Source organism: Novacetimonas cocois (assembly GCF_003311635.1).
GTDB lineage: Bacteria > Pseudomonadota > Alphaproteobacteria > Acetobacterales > Acetobacteraceae > Novacetimonas > Novacetimonas cocois.
Genome location: NZ_QEXL01000012.1, coordinates 88,574 through 102,034, shown reverse-complemented (window position 1 = coordinate 102,034; position 13,461 = coordinate 88,574). Strand labels below are relative to the sequence as shown.

Sequence of the window (13,461 nt, the reverse complement as noted above, 5' to 3'; positions counted from 1 at the left end):
GTCATCACCAATTTTCTGGAGACTGCCCTGCCATGTCCATTTCCTCGGTCGCCGTATTCTGTGGATCGCGTTTTGGCGTCCGGCCCGAATTCCATGCCGCCGCGACGGAACTGGGAACGCGGCTGGGGCAGGCGGGGCTGCGCCTTGTCTATGGCGGCGGGCATGTCGGCCTGATGGGGGCGGTGGCCGACGCGGCGCTGAAGGCCGGGGGGAAGGTGACGGGCATCATTCCCGCCTTTCTGCATGATCGTGAAATCATGCATGAGGGGGTGACGGACCTGACGGTGACGACCTCCATGCACGACCGCAAGGCGATGATGTTTTCCCGTGCCGATGCCTTCGTGGTGATGCCCGGCGGGCTGGGCACCTTTGACGAGACGATAGAGATCATGACGTGGCGTCAGCTCAGGCAGCATGACAAGCCGATTTTCATCGTCAACGTCGCCAACTGGGCCGCGCCGCTGATCGCCATGATCGAGGCGACGATCGAAAGCGGATTCGCCGCCCCCGACGTGCGGGAGCTTTTCCGCGTGGTGGAGGATGTGCCCGCCGTGATGCGCGCGCTGCATGACACCACCACTGGCAGCGACAACGTCAACGTCGATCATTTCTGAAAAGACGCGAACCCCCTTGCGGAATGTGCCGGACCCCTGTATAGCCGCCTCCAGACGGAGTGTAGCTCAGCCTGGTAGAGCACTGTGTTCGGGACGCAGGGGCCGGAGGTTCGAATCCTCTCACTCCGACCAGACCTTCCTGTAATGGTCTGGTCCTTCATGCCCACGGGGCATTGCCTTCGGGCGCCATTTCCCATACCGCAAAATACTTGGATGCATGCCCTCGCACAGGGGGGCGTGATTTCCCATATTCATGCCGATACGCATGATATGCGTTCCGCCGGCCCGTAAAGCGGGGGGCAACATATTGATATGATCCGATGGCATGTCGGGTCATATTTGTAGGGCATACTGTCGCTGGTGAAGGAGGGACAGGAAATGAAACGCTTTCTTCTTGGGGGCATCGCACTGATCGTCGCCGGAAGCATGATCGGCGGTGAGCCGGTGCAGGCTTACGCGCATGGCGGCGGCGGTGGCTTTGGCGGCGGTGGCTTCCATGGGGGAGGCGGCGGTGGCGGCTTTCGTGGCGGCGGCGGCGGTTTCCGTGGTGGTGGCTGGCATGGCGGCGGTGGCCGGTGGCGCAATGTCGATGGCTGGCGTGGTGGCGGCTGGGGCGGTCGCGGCTGGGGCTGGGGCTGGGGTGGCGGCTATCCCATATGGGGCTGGGGCGGATGGGGGTATCCGTACGGCTGGGGCTGGGGCTGGGGTGGTTATGGCCTTGGCCTCGGTCTGGGCATGGGGGCCGCGATGGGGGCTGCGGCCGCCGCGTCGAGCTATCAGGCCGCGCCGGGTATCTATAACGGCAACAGTGGTTCCGGCCCGGAAGATGACTCCGTCTATGATGCCGAACTGAACAGCCTCCTGTCCGATGCGCCGCCGCAGCAGCAGGGCGCGCCTGTCCCGCCGAATGGCACGGGCGGACAGCCGGCAGGGGCGCAGGGGGGGCTTGTTCCTTCCGCTCCCATGCAGAAATCGCATGTCTGCCCGAAAGGCCAAGTATATAATGATCTGACGGAAAGCTGTGACCGTCCCTGACGGGGATGATGCATGTCCGAAAGATTGTGTTACTACTATCCCTGAACAAGAAGCGCCGTGGCGGGGCAGGCCATCCCGTTTCCGGCAGGATCAGTATCGGGCCAGGTATGATGCAGACAATGACGGTACAGAAAATTTCCAGGGTATTCCTGCTGGCAACCACGCTAGTGGGAACTTCGGTCGTGGCGGCGCATGCGGAACCGGGCGGATGCCTGAAATATGGCGCGGTCGGTGCGGTGGGGGGCCATGTCGCCAACCATCACACGGTGGCGGGCGCCATGGGCGGATGCGCGGTTGGCATGTACAAGCGCCATGAATACCGCAAGGGCATTCGTGAAAAGGCCGCCCTTTATGACAAGGAGCATCCTGCCGACCCGCATGAAAGCCTGTGGGAACGTTATCGCACCCGCAAGACGGACGAGCAGAAGGCCACCCTGTACGACGCGGAACATCCCCCTGCGCCGACCCCTGCCGCTGCCCACTGAGGCCTGATGTCCGGCGGGTCTTTGCAAAAAGACCGGGCATGGAATGAAAAAGGAAGGAAACCCACCGTCAGGCGGGCCCCTTCCTTTTTTTATGGCTGTTTTTAAGGGACCGCTTGGAAACAGCAGAAGCTTTTGGGTGTCGCCTTTTTTTCAGGGTGGCGACATCTTCCGAAGCTTTTTATAAAAAGCTTCACCAAAAATTTTCTACAATTTCAGTGGGTTGGTCTGTCAGGTCCGCGACATCACGCGGCGGGGGAAGGGGTATCGATCCAGCCACGCAGTTCGTTGCGGACCAGTGTCTCCAGCATGTCGATCGCGACAGGCGCGTCATTGAGGCAGGGGATCAGCGTGAGTTCCTCGCCACCGGCCTTGAGAAAACCATCACGGACTTCGTTGCCGATTTCGTCCAGCGTCTCGATGCAGTCCGAGACAAAGCCCGGCATGATGACCGCGATGCGCGTGATTCCCTGCGCCGGCAGGGCCTCGATATAGGGCGCGGTATAGGGTTCCAGCCATTTCGCCGGACCGAAGCGTGACTGGTATGTCAGGGGCATCGTGTCCGCGTCATGTCCCGTCGCCCTGCGCAGCGCCGCGATGGTGCGTTCGCAGTCGAGGGGATAATGATCCCCTTTTTCCACGTATTCGCGCGGCAGCCCGTGGAAGGAGGCGACGATTTTCTGGGGTGGCGTCCCAAGCGTCGCAAGATGTTCGCGCATGCACGCAGCCAGTGCCGCGATATAGGCCGGATGGTCGGGAAAGGGCGGCAGAGTCCGGGTCGCGGGCTGGTTGCGCAGTCGCATCAGCGCGCGAAAGACCTGATCGTTGGCGGTGGCGGTGGTCGTGGCGCTGTACTGTGGGTAAAGCGGCGCGAGAAGAATGCGATCGCATCCCTGCCGGATCAGGTCATGAAGGGCGTCCGCCACGCTGGGGGTGCCATAGCGCATGCCCCACGCCACGGCGACGCCTTCGGGCGCAAGGCGCGCGGCCAGTCCGTCCGCCTGTTCGCGGGTATAGGTGCGCAGTGGGCTTTCATCGCGGTCGGTGCGCCAGATGCGCTGGTACGCGGCCCCGGTCTTGCGGGGGCGGAAGGTCAGCACGACCCCGTTGAGGATCGGCTTCCACACCAGCGGGTTGGCTTCGATGATGCGGCGATCCGACAGGAATTCGCCCAGGTAACGGCGGATCGCCGAATATCCCGTTCCGTCGGGCGTTCCCAGATTGCTCAGCAGGACGCCCACCCGGGATGTCTGGATCGGTGCGTCCCGACGAATGGTTATGAAGGTCATGGGATCACTGTGCTACAGGAGGAGACGTGTTTATGCAAAAGTCCTGTTCCGGTTCACAGCGATCCCGACCCATCGGTCAGGAAGGACGCACCTGGCGTCGATCGTTGGCACGCACGCGCACCGGCCGGGCCTGTGGCGTCAATGTTGCGTTGCGCACGAGATGGACTGCGGCAGCCGCCCCGACGGCGAGGGCGAGCATAAATGGTGAAAACAGCTGGACAAGAGTCATGACACGTTCCCCTTCCACATCACGGTATGGTCAGTGAACCGCGCGCGGTGATGCCGCGTCAATGAAAAAAGCGACATTCATTGCGCGTCCATCCATTCATTTCATTCCACGGGATCGGGCACCAGCGCAATACACTTGCGCATCAGCGATGCGATGCCCATCTGTTGCGCCCGCTCGCGTGGATATACCAGTCCGCCATCACGGGCGATTGCGTTGGGGAAGCGTTCGACCCGCGTGGCATAGACATCCACGATCAGCGTGAAATGGGTAAAGACATGCCGGACTTCGCCCACATGGCGCCATTGCGCCGCGGGTTGTGCCAGCGGCGCATGGGACAGCCCTTCTTCCATAGACCAGCGCTCCGCCCGCCATTGCGGGCCGGGCAGGCCCAGCGTTCCGCCCAGAAGTCCCGTTTCCTCGCGCCGGTGCAGCAGCAGGCCGCCGGTGGCGTCGGTCACATGGAAATGCACGCCATAGCGCGTGGGGCGCGCGGCCCTGGGCGCCTTGCGCGGCAGGGTGGGGGCGATCCCCTCGCGCTGGCCCGCGCAGTCCGTGCGCCACGGGCACAGGGCGCAGGCAGGCGCGCGGGGGGTGCATATCCCCGCGCCAAGGTCGAACAGGGCCTGTGCGAAATCCGATGGGCGGCCATGCGCCACGGGATCATCATTCAGCCGCGCCGCCTGCGCCGCGATGGCGGGCCGGGCGCGGGGCAGGGGATCGGTCATGGCGAAAAGCCGCGTCGTGACCCGTTCGACATTGCCATCGACGGGAACGACGGGCCGCCCGAACGCGATCGCCGCGATGGCCGCCGCCGTATAGGGACCGATGCCCGGCAGGGCGCGCAGGCCCTCCACCGTGTCGGGAAACCGGCCGCCCATGTCCGCCACCCGGCGGGCACAGGCATGCAGATTGCGCGCCCGCGCGTAATAGCCAAGTCCGGCCCACGCCGCCATGACGGTATCCTGATCCGCGTTCGCAAGGTCGGTGACCGTGGGGAACTGTCGGGTGAACCGTTCGAAATAGGGAATGACGGCGGTCACGGTCGTCTGCTGCAGCATGATTTCGCTGAGCCAGACATGATACGGATTTGCCGTTTGCCCCGGCAGGGCGCGCCATGGCAGGGTGCGGCGATGCCGGTCATACCAGCGCAACAGTTTGGCAGCAGAAAGTGACACAGGCCTGCTTATGACGAAGGAACCGACACGGGGCAAGCGAAAGAGCGCCCCTGCCTCCGCCCCTTCCGCGCCTGACGCGCAACCTGCCGAGCGGCAGCAGTACCGCGCGCGGGCGTTGCGCAGCCTTGGCGCGCTGATGCCCGGCGTGACCCGCCCGGCCTTTCGCAAGCAGTCGCCCGCCGCCGTGCAGGTCATGGTGGACTGGCCCGACATCGTGGGGCCGGACCTTGCCCGCTCCACGGTGCCGCGCCGGCTTTCGGCCGGGACCCTGACGGTGGCATGCAACGGGCCTGTCGCGATGGAGCTCCAGCATCTGGCGCCCGCGCTGATCGCGCGCATCAACGGCGTGTGCGGCCCCGGCGTGGTCAAAAGACTCAGGATGCAGCAGGACATGACCCTGCGTCCCACGCCCCCGCCGCCCTCGCCGCGTCCCGTGCCCGCGCCGGTTGCGATCGAGGACATGCCCGAAGGTCCGCTGCGCGATGCGCTGTCGCGTCTGGGGGGATGGGTGGGCCAGCGCGGAACGGGCACCCGGCGGCGGTAGGCACGGCCCAGAATTGATCATGGCCCCGGGTTGGCATGGCCCCGGGTTGGCATGGCATTGTGAAAAGGCGGGGGCGTATTACATAATGATGGCGCGTGGCCATGAAATGGTCGCGGAATGGACGTTTTTCCGGTTCATGGACACGTGACGGGGCCGGGATGCCGGTTTCCGGCATAATGTCGCAGGTTTGATCTGAAGGGCTTGCATGTTCCCGCCCCACGGACGGGACAGCGATGATTGGAAAAGGATCTGGGTCGATGCGCAGGGTTGCGATGATGCTGGCGGTGTCGCTTGGACTGGCCAGCATGATGCCTGCCTCCAACGCCTATGCATGGCATGGGGGCGGTGGATGGCGTGGCGGCGGCTGGGGCTGGCACGGCGGTGGCTGGGGTTGGGGCTGGGGCGGATTCGGCGCCGGCATGCTTGCGGGTGCCGTGGTCGGGACGGCCATCGCGCCCTATCGCTATTACGGGTATGGATACGGATATCCCTATCCCGCCTACCGTTATCCCGCGCCCTATCCGTACTATGCCTATCCGCCGCCTCCGCCGCCACCCCCGCCGGTCTATCCCTACCCCTATCCCTGAGGCGTAGGGACGCCTGACGCGGCGGCGATGAAAGCCCGGATCAGCGCGGCCGATTTCACACCCGGCGCACTTTCCACGCCAGAGGAGACATCGACCGCCTCCGCCCCGCTGAGGGCGATGGCCCGGCCCACGTTCTCCGGGGTCAGCCCACCGGCCAGCATCCAGGGGACCGGGCTTTTCCACCCTTGGGTCAGGCTCCAGTCGAACTGCCGCGCATTGCCGCCGGGCCGCGTGCTGCCTGCGGGGGGGCGCGATTCGATGACCAGCCTGTCAGGGGCCGCGTGAACGGGAAGGTCGGCGCGGCTTTCGATTCCGACCGCGCGCCAGACCGGCAGGCCGAAACGTTGCCGGATTTCCATGGCCCGCTGTTGCGGGGCATAAACCTGCAGCCCGTCCAGTGGAACGGTATCGAGCACCCTTTCGATTGCGATGTCGTCGGGTTTCACGAACAGGCCGATACGTTCCGGCCCGCCTGTCATGCGCGCGGACAGCGCGGCTGCCGCGCGTGGTGCGATATTGCGGGGGGAGCGTTCAAAAAACACGAACCCGATCCATCGCGCGCCGGCCTGCGCCGCCGTATCGAACCCGGTTGCGTCGGTAATGCCGCAGATCTTGACCCCCACGGGCATGGTCAGGCCGACAGTTCCGCCGCGATGGCCGCAGCCTGCGCCGCCGGGTCGGCCGCACGCGTGATCGGACGTCCCACCACGATCCAGTCCGCCCCCGCGTCGCGGGCCTGCGCCGGGGTCATGATGCGTTTCTGGTCGCCGGCCGCACTTCCCGCCGGGCGGATGCCGGGGACGACCAGCACCGGATCATCGCCCAGCGCGTCACGCAGGAGGCGGATTTCATGTGACGAGCATACAAGCCCGTCCGCCCCCGCCGACATCGCAAGACGCCCCAGGCGCACGACCTGATCGGCCACGTCCGACTCCACGCCCGTTTCATGCAGCGCCGTGGCGTCAAGGCTGGTCAGGACCGTCACCGCCAGCAGGAGCGGCCGTTCGCCGCTGGGAAACGACTCGTCAATCGCCCGGCGCGCGGCGGCGATCATGGCGCGTCCCCCCGCGGCGTGGATCGTCAGCATGGCCGGACGCAGCCGCGCGAGGCTGCCGATGGCGGAGGCAACGGTATTGGGGATGTCATGCAGCTTCAGGTCGAGGAACAGCGGCCGCGTGCCCGCGACATCGCGCACGGCGTCCAGACCCTGCGCATAGGTGAACTCCAGCCCCAGCTTGACGGCCCCGGCGCTGGCGGCGGTTGCTTCGCGCCACGCCACGGCCTGCGCGGGATCCTTGGTATCAAGTGCGACGATCAGGCGGGTCGAACGGGGGCGCGCGGCGGACATCGGCACTCTCAGGTCCTATTTTCTGCGGGGGGAAGGCCGGGGGCATGCGCATCGGGCGCGGCGGGCGGCACCTTCGCCACCAGCTCAGGCTCCTGCGGCGCGGGGGCAACTGGCGCGGCCATGTTCATGGCGGTGACGGAGGCGCGGGCGCGCTGGTCCGCCATCTCCGCCTCCAGCGTGCGGACCTGCTGTTCGGCCTTGCGGGCGCGGCGGATCTGGCCAAGGGTTCCGATCCATGCGCAGACATATCCCAGCGCATAGAACAGCGCCCCCGTCACCAGCGCCAGAACACCGGGCGAGGACTGCCATTTCAGGGTCAGCCATTGCATGGCAACCGGGTCCTGATTGCAGGCAGCCAAGATAATAAGCCCGAGCACGAACGGCAGCGTGATGAACAGACGGATCATGATGCGCTTTCCCTAGCGTCAAGGACATTCCCCTGCAAGGAGATCCCTGTCGTGGCTGTCCTGTCACAATGTTTGTGACAGCATGAAAGCTTGATCGCGCCGATGCAACATGATGTCGTGGGAACCGCAACCGCCATGCAGGCGCGCCAGCCACGGAACATGGGGGCGGGATGGGAAAAGTCATTGCCTTTGGCGCCACCGCCCGTCGGGATGACGGCATGTGGGGCGTGGTCGCGACGATGGGGCGGCGGACCCGCATCGCCAGCATTTACGCCACCCGTCAGGCCGCGCTGGCCGATTGTGAGTGGCGCATGCAGCAGGTGGCGGCCTATCGCGCCTTCCTGCGGCAGTCGGGACAGCCCGTGCCCATCTATGACATCCGTCCGGTCCGTCGCGCCGACCTGCCGCGCGCATGGCGCCCGCTGCCGGCGCTGGGTTTCCTGCGGGGGCAGTTTTTCTAAAAGGGCTGTCTGGAAAGGCGGGCCGGATAATCCTATGAAATCATAAAGGTTTTTGGTGAAGCTTTTTGCAAAAGCTTCGAAAGACGTCGCCTTTTTAAAAAAAGGCGACACCCAAAAACTTTTGTTTTTATCGGCAGGTTGTTGTCAGGCAGCCTGCCGCGCATTCGCGACAGGGAGGCATGACGGACACGGGATTGCATTTTCGCGGCATCGTTCGCACAGTCGCCCGCGTTGCGCTGGATGCCAGCATGCCTGCAAGCTTTAAGGATCAAGAGACCCATGACCGAACTGTCCTGTGACCTGACGCCTGTGCTCGATCATGTGGATCGCGCCCTTGACGAAAGCCTGTCGCGGCTGTTCGGCCTGTTGCGGATTCCCAGCATTTCCACCCGGCCCGAACATGCCGGCGACTGCCGCGCGGCGGCGCAGTGGCTGTGCCGGGAGCTGGAGGATATCGGATTTTCCGCACGGGTATGCGAAACGCCGGGTCATCCGGTGGTCGTCGCCCATGACCGTACCCCGCCCGAAGGCCCGCACGTCCTGTTCTATGGCCATTACGACGTGCAGCCGGTCGATCCGCTGAACCTGTGGCACAGCGACCCGTTCGAACCCGTGATGGTGACGCGCGATGACGGCGCGCGCCAGATCGTCGCGCGCGGGGCCTCTGACGACAAGGGGCAGGTCATGACCTTCATCGAGGCCCTGCGCGCCATCCGGCAGACCCAAGGGACGATGCCGGTGCGCATCTCCCTCGTCATCGAGGGGGAGGAGGAAAGCGGTGGTCCCAACCTCGTGCCCTTCCTGATGGAACATCGCGACGAACTGGCCGCCGATATCGGCCTGATCTGCGATACCGGCATGCTGGGCGCGACACCTGCCGTCACCACCGCCCTGCGTGGCATGGTGGGGGAGGAGGTGACCCTGAAATGCGCCACGCGCGACCTGCATTCCGGCATCTATGGCAACGCGGCGCGCAATCCCATCGAACTGCTGTGCTCCATCCTGTCCTCCGTGCGCGACCATGAAACCGGGCGTGTCACGCTGCCCGGTTTCTATGACGGGGTGAGCGAGCCTTCGCCCGAACTGCGCCAGCGCTGGCGCGAGATCGCGCCCGATGATGCGACCTTCCTGGGCGCGGTCGGCCTGTCGCAACCGGCGGGGGAGAAGGGATACACCGCCATCGAGCAGACATGGTGCCGCCCGAGTTTCGAGATCAACGGCATTACTGGCGGCTATACGGGCGAGGGGTTCAAGACGGTCCTGCCCGCCATCGCGTCGGCCAAGGTGTCGTTCCGTCTGGTGGCCGGGCAGGACCCGGTCCGGGTGCGCGAAAGCTTCTGCCATCACGTGCGCGCGGCGCTGCCTGCCGATTGCACGGTGGAGTTCGCGCCCCATGGCGGGTCGGGCGCCTGTGTGGTGGCCGATGACGCCACGGGCCTGCGTCCCGCGCTGGTGGCGCTGGGGGCGGAATGGGACGTGCCCGCCGTGACCATCGGCTGTGGCGGCTCCATCCCGGTCGCAGCCGACATGCGCAATATCCTGGGCATGTCGGCGTTGCTGATCGGTTTTGCGCAGGATGACGATCGCGCCCATTCCCCGGACGAGAAATATGACCTCGTCTCCTTCCACAAGGGTATCCGCTCATGGGTGCGTATCCTGCATGCCATCGGTGACGAAGCGCGTGGTCAAGAGGCCGGTTGAAAAGGTGGATCCGGTAAAATAGCCTGAAAATCATAAAAGTTTTTGGTGAAGCTTTTTGCAAAAGCTTCGAAAGACGTTGCCTTTTTGGAAAAAGGCGACACCCAAAAAACTTTTATTAACGGATATCAACAGTCTCCAAGGAAAGGACACCCCATGTCCGACATGCTGGCCCTGACGATGGGTGACCCGGCGGGGATCGGCCCCGAAATCACCGTCGGGGCATGGCGGGCACTGCAGCATGGCGGACCGTCCTTTGTCGTGATCGGCGATCCGGGCATCCTGACGCGCGCGGGGGGAACGGTGCGGGTGATCGGTGACGTGGCGGCGGCGCGCGGGGTGTTTGCCGACGCCATCCCGGTCCTGTCGCAGGCGCTGGCGGCCCCGGTGACGCCCGGCCACCCCGACAGCGCGAATGCCGGCGCCATTACCGCGAGCATCGCGCGCGCCGTGCGTCTGGCGCAGGCGGACGAGGTCGCGGGCATCGTGACCAATCCCATCAGCAAGGTCGTGCTGCGTCGCGCGGGCTTTCCCCATCCGGGCCATACCGAATACCTTGGCGAACTGTGCGACATGCCGGGGCGGGAGGTCATGATGCTGGCCTGTCCGCACCTGCGGGTGGTGCCGGTGACGGTGCATGTGGCGCTGCGCCGTGCCCTGGACGAACTGGATGCGGCGGCCATCATCCGCGCCACCCGCACCACGCATGCCGCGCTGCGGCAGGATTTCGGGCTTGTCGTGCCCCGCATCGCCGTGGCGGGCCTCAATCCCCATGCGGGCGAAGGCGGCACGATGGGCACGGAGGAACGCGACATCATCATTCCCGCCATGGAAGTGCTGCGGGCGGAGGGAATGGACATCACCGGGCCATGGCCGCCGGACACCATGTTCACGCCTGCGGCACGCGCGCGCTATGACGTGGCGATGTGCATGTATCACGATCAGGGGCTGATCCCGCTCAAGACGCTGGACATGGCGCAGGGGGTGAACGTCACGCTGGGCCTGCCGATCATCCGGACCTCCCCCGATCATGGCACGGCCTTTGACATTGCCGGTCATGGCACCGCCGATCCGTCCAGCCTGGTGGCGGCGTTGCGCATGGCGGCCGAAATGGCAGTACACAGGAACAGGTCATGACATCTTTCCCGCTTCGCCCGCAGCGTCTGGGTGTGAATATCGACCATGTCGCCACCGTGCGTAACGCGCGCGGCGGCAGCGACCCGGACCCCGTGCGCGCCGCCCTGCTGGCGCAGGCGGCCGGGGCCGATGGCATTACCGCCCACCTGCGCGAGGACAGGCGGCACATCCGCGACCGCGACCTGTCGCGCCTGCGTGCCGAACTGTCGATCCCGCTGAACATGGAAATGGCCGCGACCGAGGAAATGGTCGCCATCGCCACCAGCCTGCGTCCGCATGCCTGCTGCCTTGTTCCCGAACGGCGGGAGGAAGTGACGACCGAAGGCGGCCTTGACGTGGCGGCGCAGGAAACGGTGCTGTCATCGCGGGTGGCGCGCCTGCGCGATGCGGGCATCCGTGTCTCGCTGTTCATCGATCCCGACGCGGAACAGATCGCGGCCGCCACCCGGATTGGCGCCGCAGTGGTGGAACTGCATACCGGGGCCTATGCCGAAGCCGGGGATGAAGAAGGGCAGTTCCGCGAACTGGCCCGTCTGGCGCGCGGGGCGACGCTGGCGGCGTCCATGGGGCTGGAGGTACATGCGGGCCACGGCCTGACCTATGACAATGTCACCCCGGTCGCGGCGCGTCCGGAAATCGTCGAACTCAATATCGGCCATTTCCTGATCGGGCAGGCGATTTTCGATGGCCTGCCCGCGGTCATCCGCCACATGAAGGGCCTGATGGCCCATGCCCGCGTCAGGCCGCAGGAAAATGCCGATCCGCAGTCTGATGACGATGAGGAATAGGGCAGGGAAGATCTGGAAGCAGTAAAAGTTTTTGGGTGCCGCCTTATTTGAAAAAAGCTTCACCAAAAACTTTTGATGACGGGTTTTCCGCTAGGGACGGGGGATTATCCGCCCGTCCCGCCGATGGTCAGGCCGGTCATCTTCAGCGTCGGCTGTCCCACGCCCACCGGCACGCCCTGACCGGATTTGCCGCATGTGCCGATTCCGGGATCCAGTGCCGGTTCCTGTCCGATCATTGTGACCTTGGTCATGGCGTCCGCGCCATTGCCGATCAGGGTCGCGCCACGCACCGGGGTCGTGACCTTCCCGTCCTCGATCAGATAGGCTTCGGAGGCGGCGAAGACGAACTTGCCCGATGTGATGTCCACCTGTCCCCCGCCAAAGTTGACAGCGTAAAGACCGCGTTTCGTCGTGCGGATCATGTCCTCTGTCGTCGCGTCACCACCCAGCATGATCGTGTTGGTCATGCGCGGCAGCGGCGCATGGGCATAGGATTCGCGCCGTCCGTTGCCGGTGGGGCGCACACCCATCAGGCGCGCGTTGAGCCGGTCCTGCAGATAGCCGGTCAGGATGCCGTCCTCGATCATCACGGTGCGGCCCGTGGGCGTGCCTTCGTCATCGATCGTCAGGCTGCCGCGCCGTTCGGGCAGGGTGCCGTCATCGATGACGGTCACGCCGGGGGCGGCCACGCGCTGTCCCATCAGCCCGGCAAAGGCGGAGGTTCCCTTGCGGTTGAAATCCCCCTCCAGCCCGTGTCCCACCGCTTCGTGCAGCAGGATGCCCGGCCAGCCCGCGCCCAGCACGACCTCCATCTCCCCCGCCGGGGCCGGCGCCGCGTCAAGGTTGACCAGCGCCATGCGCAGCGCCTCGTCCACCGCCGGTTTCCACACCCCGGCATCCAGCAGGCGGGTATAGGAATACCGGCCGCCCAAGCCGTGCCCCCCGCTTTCGCGGCGTCCGTCCTTTTCCACCACGACCGAAACGTTCATGCGCACCAGCGGGCGGATATCGGCCATCCGCTGTCCGTCGGGACGCATGATCTGCACCGCCTGCCACTGTGCCGACAGGGACGCCATGACCTGCACCACGCGCGGGTCACGCGCGCGTGCATAGGCATCGAGTTCCGACAGAAGGGCGGCGCGGCTGGCGAAATCCGTCTCCCCCAGCGGGTTGAGCGTGGGGTAGAGGCGCTGGTTCGTCGGCTGTGGGCCTGCCGCCAGCGTGCCGTTGCGGCCGGCGCGGATCTGCGTCACCGTTTCGCTGGCGCGGCGGATGGCGCTTTCGCTGATGTCGTCGGAATGGGCGAAGCCGGTTTCCTGATCAAGCACGGCGCGCAGGCCGAAGCCGGAAGACGTATCGAACGTGGCCGAGCGGATCACCCCTTCATCAAGGGAAATCATCTCGCTTTCGCGGTATTCCAGAAACAGTTCGCCGTCATCCATGCCGCCCAGCGCCTGCTGCACCAGGCGTTCGGCCTCCACCCGGCCAAGCCGGGCGTCAGCGCGTTCGAAAAACAGGCTGTCCGTGGCGGCAAGGGGGGACAGGTTGGGATCAGGCGACATCGGAAATACTCCGGGTAACGGGAACGCAGCCATGTCCGGGGAATGCGGCGGGACAGCGGCGCATGGCCAGGACCTGCAAGCATAGTCCGATTGCCATCATGGTGG

17 protein-coding genes and 1 tRNA gene are annotated in these 13,461 nt (G+C 65.4%); 10 read left to right on the top strand and 8 right to left on the bottom strand.

The features are described 5' to 3' along the window. The first annotated feature begins 32 nt into the window (after nt 1-32). The 4 genes from NJLHNGOC_RS10380 to NJLHNGOC_RS10360 all read left to right on the top strand — a co-directional run bounded on the left by NJLHNGOC_RS10380 (nt 33) and on the right by NJLHNGOC_RS10360 (nt 2,134). Nucleotides 33-614 (top strand): LOG family protein, encoded by a 582-nt coding sequence (locus NJLHNGOC_RS10380; protein ID WP_113596283.1) that lies wholly within the window; start codon nt 33-35, stop codon nt 612-614. A gap of 55 nt (nt 615-669) precedes the next feature. After that, nucleotides 670-746, top strand: a tRNA-Pro gene (locus tag NJLHNGOC_RS10375). 246 nt (nt 747-992) lie between these two features. After that, the gene (locus NJLHNGOC_RS10365; protein ID WP_206059764.1) at nt 993-1,649 is read left to right on the top strand and encodes a hypothetical protein; all 657 of its coding nucleotides are present in this window, start codon (nt 993-995) and stop codon (nt 1,647-1,649) included. Between the two features lie 119 nt (nt 1,650-1,768). Next, nucleotides 1,769-2,134 carry a hypothetical protein gene (locus NJLHNGOC_RS10360; RefSeq protein WP_239019475.1) on the top strand — a complete coding sequence of 122 codons (366 nt, stop codon included), beginning with the start codon at nt 1,769-1,771 and terminating at the stop codon, nt 2,132-2,134. Between the two features lie 242 nt (nt 2,135-2,376). Here the strand turns inward: NJLHNGOC_RS10360 and hemH are convergent, their stop codons facing one another. From hemH to NJLHNGOC_RS10350, 3 genes are all read right to left on the bottom strand, one after another. Continuing rightward, a complete protein-coding gene (hemH, locus tag NJLHNGOC_RS10355) occupies nt 2,377-3,420 on the bottom strand; it encodes a ferrochelatase (RefSeq protein WP_113596282.1) in 1,044 nt (347 codons plus the stop codon). Between the two features lie 76 nt (nt 3,421-3,496). Continuing rightward, entirely contained in the window at nt 3,497-3,649 is a 153-nt protein-coding gene (locus tag NJLHNGOC_RS15985; protein WP_165837914.1) for a hypothetical protein, read from the bottom strand. A gap of 101 nt (nt 3,650-3,750) precedes the next feature. Continuing rightward, complete coding sequence (locus tag NJLHNGOC_RS10350; RefSeq protein WP_113596281.1) at nt 3,751-4,824, bottom strand: A/G-specific adenine glycosylase; 1,074 nt, start codon at nt 4,822-4,824, stop codon at nt 3,751-3,753. Nucleotides 4,825-4,834: 10 nt separating this feature from the next. On the opposite strand from NJLHNGOC_RS10350, the gene NJLHNGOC_RS10345 reads away from it, so the two are divergent. Together NJLHNGOC_RS10345 and NJLHNGOC_RS10340 are read left to right on the top strand one after the other, a co-directional pair. Then, on the top strand, nt 4,835-5,368 hold the full coding sequence (locus NJLHNGOC_RS10345) for a DUF721 domain-containing protein (protein ID WP_113596280.1): 534 nt from the start codon (nt 4,835-4,837) through the stop codon (nt 5,366-5,368). Between the two features lie 257 nt (nt 5,369-5,625). Continuing rightward, the gene (locus NJLHNGOC_RS10340; RefSeq protein WP_165837913.1) at nt 5,626-5,955 is read left to right on the top strand and encodes a hypothetical protein; all 330 of its coding nucleotides are present in this window, start codon (nt 5,626-5,628) and stop codon (nt 5,953-5,955) included. On the opposite strand, the gene NJLHNGOC_RS10335 is transcribed toward NJLHNGOC_RS10340, so the two are convergent. The 3 genes from NJLHNGOC_RS10335 to NJLHNGOC_RS10325 are packed head-to-tail and all read right to left on the bottom strand — an operon-like array spanning nt 5,946 to nt 7,710. Continuing rightward, on the bottom strand, nt 5,946-6,584 hold the full coding sequence (locus NJLHNGOC_RS10335) for a phosphoribosylanthranilate isomerase (protein WP_113596279.1): 639 nt from the start codon (nt 6,582-6,584) through the stop codon (nt 5,946-5,948). The two genes, NJLHNGOC_RS10340 and NJLHNGOC_RS10335, sit on opposite strands and share 10 nt — an antisense overlap. Nucleotides 6,585-6,586: 2 nt before the next feature. Beyond that, nucleotides 6,587-7,303 carry an orotidine-5'-phosphate decarboxylase gene (gene pyrF, locus NJLHNGOC_RS10330; RefSeq protein ID WP_113596278.1) on the bottom strand — a complete coding sequence of 239 codons (717 nt, stop codon included), beginning with the start codon at nt 7,301-7,303 and terminating at the stop codon, nt 6,587-6,589. A gap of 8 nt (nt 7,304-7,311) precedes the next feature. After that, the gene (locus NJLHNGOC_RS10325; protein ID WP_113596277.1) at nt 7,312-7,710 is read right to left on the bottom strand and encodes a LapA family protein; all 399 of its coding nucleotides are present in this window, start codon (nt 7,708-7,710) and stop codon (nt 7,312-7,314) included. Between the two features lie 170 nt (nt 7,711-7,880). Here NJLHNGOC_RS10325 and NJLHNGOC_RS10320 point away from each other — a divergent pair, with 170 nt between their 5' ends. Next, a complete protein-coding gene (locus NJLHNGOC_RS10320; RefSeq protein ID WP_110528259.1) occupies nt 7,881-8,171 on the top strand; it encodes a hypothetical protein in 291 nt (96 codons plus the stop codon). Nucleotides 8,172-8,203: 32 nt separating this feature from the next. Here the strand turns inward: NJLHNGOC_RS10320 and NJLHNGOC_RS15700 are convergent, their stop codons facing one another. After that, nucleotides 8,204-8,452, bottom strand: coding sequence for a hypothetical protein (locus NJLHNGOC_RS15700; protein ID WP_133258726.1), 249 nt, complete (start codon nt 8,450-8,452; stop codon nt 8,204-8,206). Here NJLHNGOC_RS15700 and NJLHNGOC_RS10315 point away from each other — a divergent pair. From NJLHNGOC_RS10315 to NJLHNGOC_RS10305, 3 genes are all read left to right on the top strand, one after another. Further along, nucleotides 8,451-9,872: a M20/M25/M40 family metallo-hydrolase gene (locus NJLHNGOC_RS10315; protein ID WP_113596276.1), complete on the top strand. Its 1,422-nt coding sequence runs from the start codon at nt 8,451-8,453 to the stop codon at nt 9,870-9,872. The two genes, NJLHNGOC_RS15700 and NJLHNGOC_RS10315, sit on opposite strands and share 2 nt — an antisense overlap. 162 nt (nt 9,873-10,034) lie before the next feature. Then, nucleotides 10,035-11,006 (top strand): 4-hydroxythreonine-4-phosphate dehydrogenase PdxA, encoded by a 972-nt coding sequence (gene pdxA / locus NJLHNGOC_RS10310; protein ID WP_206059767.1) that lies wholly within the window; start codon nt 10,035-10,037, stop codon nt 11,004-11,006. Beyond that, complete coding sequence (locus NJLHNGOC_RS10305; RefSeq protein ID WP_113596274.1) at nt 11,003-11,794, top strand: pyridoxine 5'-phosphate synthase; 792 nt, start codon at nt 11,003-11,005, stop codon at nt 11,792-11,794. Before pdxA ends, NJLHNGOC_RS10305 begins: the two co-directional genes overlap by 4 nt. 104 nt (nt 11,795-11,898) lie before the next feature. Here the strand turns inward: NJLHNGOC_RS10305 and tldD are convergent, their stop codons facing one another. Beyond that, complete coding sequence (gene tldD, locus NJLHNGOC_RS10300; protein WP_110528246.1) at nt 11,899-13,356, bottom strand: metalloprotease TldD; 1,458 nt, start codon at nt 13,354-13,356, stop codon at nt 11,899-11,901. Between the last annotated feature and the right edge of the window lie 105 nt (nt 13,357-13,461).

Coding starts and splice junctions, on each gene's coding strand:
- NJLHNGOC_RS10380 (WP_113596283.1), top strand. CDS start 33: ATGTCCATTTCCTCGGTCGCCGTATTCTGTGGATCGCGTTTTGGCGTC.
- NJLHNGOC_RS10365 (WP_206059764.1), top strand. CDS start 993: ATGAAACGCTTTCTTCTTGGGGGCATCGCACTGATCGTCGCCGGAAGC.
- NJLHNGOC_RS10360 (WP_239019475.1), top strand. CDS start 1,769: ATGACGGTACAGAAAATTTCCAGGGTATTCCTGCTGGCAACCACGCTA.
- hemH (WP_113596282.1), bottom strand. CDS start 3,420: ATGACCTTCATAACCATTCGTCGGGACGCACCGATCCAGACATCCCGG.
- NJLHNGOC_RS15985 (WP_165837914.1), bottom strand. CDS start 3,649: ATGACTCTTGTCCAGCTGTTTTCACCATTTATGCTCGCCCTCGCCGTC.
- NJLHNGOC_RS10345 (WP_113596280.1), top strand. CDS start 4,835: ATGACGAAGGAACCGACACGGGGCAAGCGAAAGAGCGCCCCTGCCTCC.
- NJLHNGOC_RS10340 (WP_165837913.1), top strand. CDS start 5,626: ATGCGCAGGGTTGCGATGATGCTGGCGGTGTCGCTTGGACTGGCCAGC.
- NJLHNGOC_RS10335 (WP_113596279.1), bottom strand. CDS start 6,584: ATGCCCGTGGGGGTCAAGATCTGCGGCATTACCGACGCAACCGGGTTC.
- pyrF (WP_113596278.1), bottom strand. CDS start 7,303: ATGTCCGCCGCGCGCCCCCGTTCGACCCGCCTGATCGTCGCACTTGAT.
- NJLHNGOC_RS10325 (WP_113596277.1), bottom strand. CDS start 7,710: ATGATCCGTCTGTTCATCACGCTGCCGTTCGTGCTCGGGCTTATTATC.
- NJLHNGOC_RS10320 (WP_110528259.1), top strand. CDS start 7,881: ATGGGAAAAGTCATTGCCTTTGGCGCCACCGCCCGTCGGGATGACGGC.
- NJLHNGOC_RS10315 (WP_113596276.1), top strand. CDS start 8,451: ATGACCGAACTGTCCTGTGACCTGACGCCTGTGCTCGATCATGTGGAT.
- NJLHNGOC_RS15700 (WP_133258726.1), bottom strand. CDS start 8,452: ATGGGTCTCTTGATCCTTAAAGCTTGCAGGCATGCTGGCATCCAGCGC.
- pdxA (WP_206059767.1), top strand. CDS start 10,035: ATGCTGGCCCTGACGATGGGTGACCCGGCGGGGATCGGCCCCGAAATC.
- NJLHNGOC_RS10305 (WP_113596274.1), top strand. CDS start 11,003: ATGACATCTTTCCCGCTTCGCCCGCAGCGTCTGGGTGTGAATATCGAC.
- tldD (WP_110528246.1), bottom strand. CDS start 13,356: ATGTCGCCTGATCCCAACCTGTCCCCCCTTGCCGCCACGGACAGCCTG.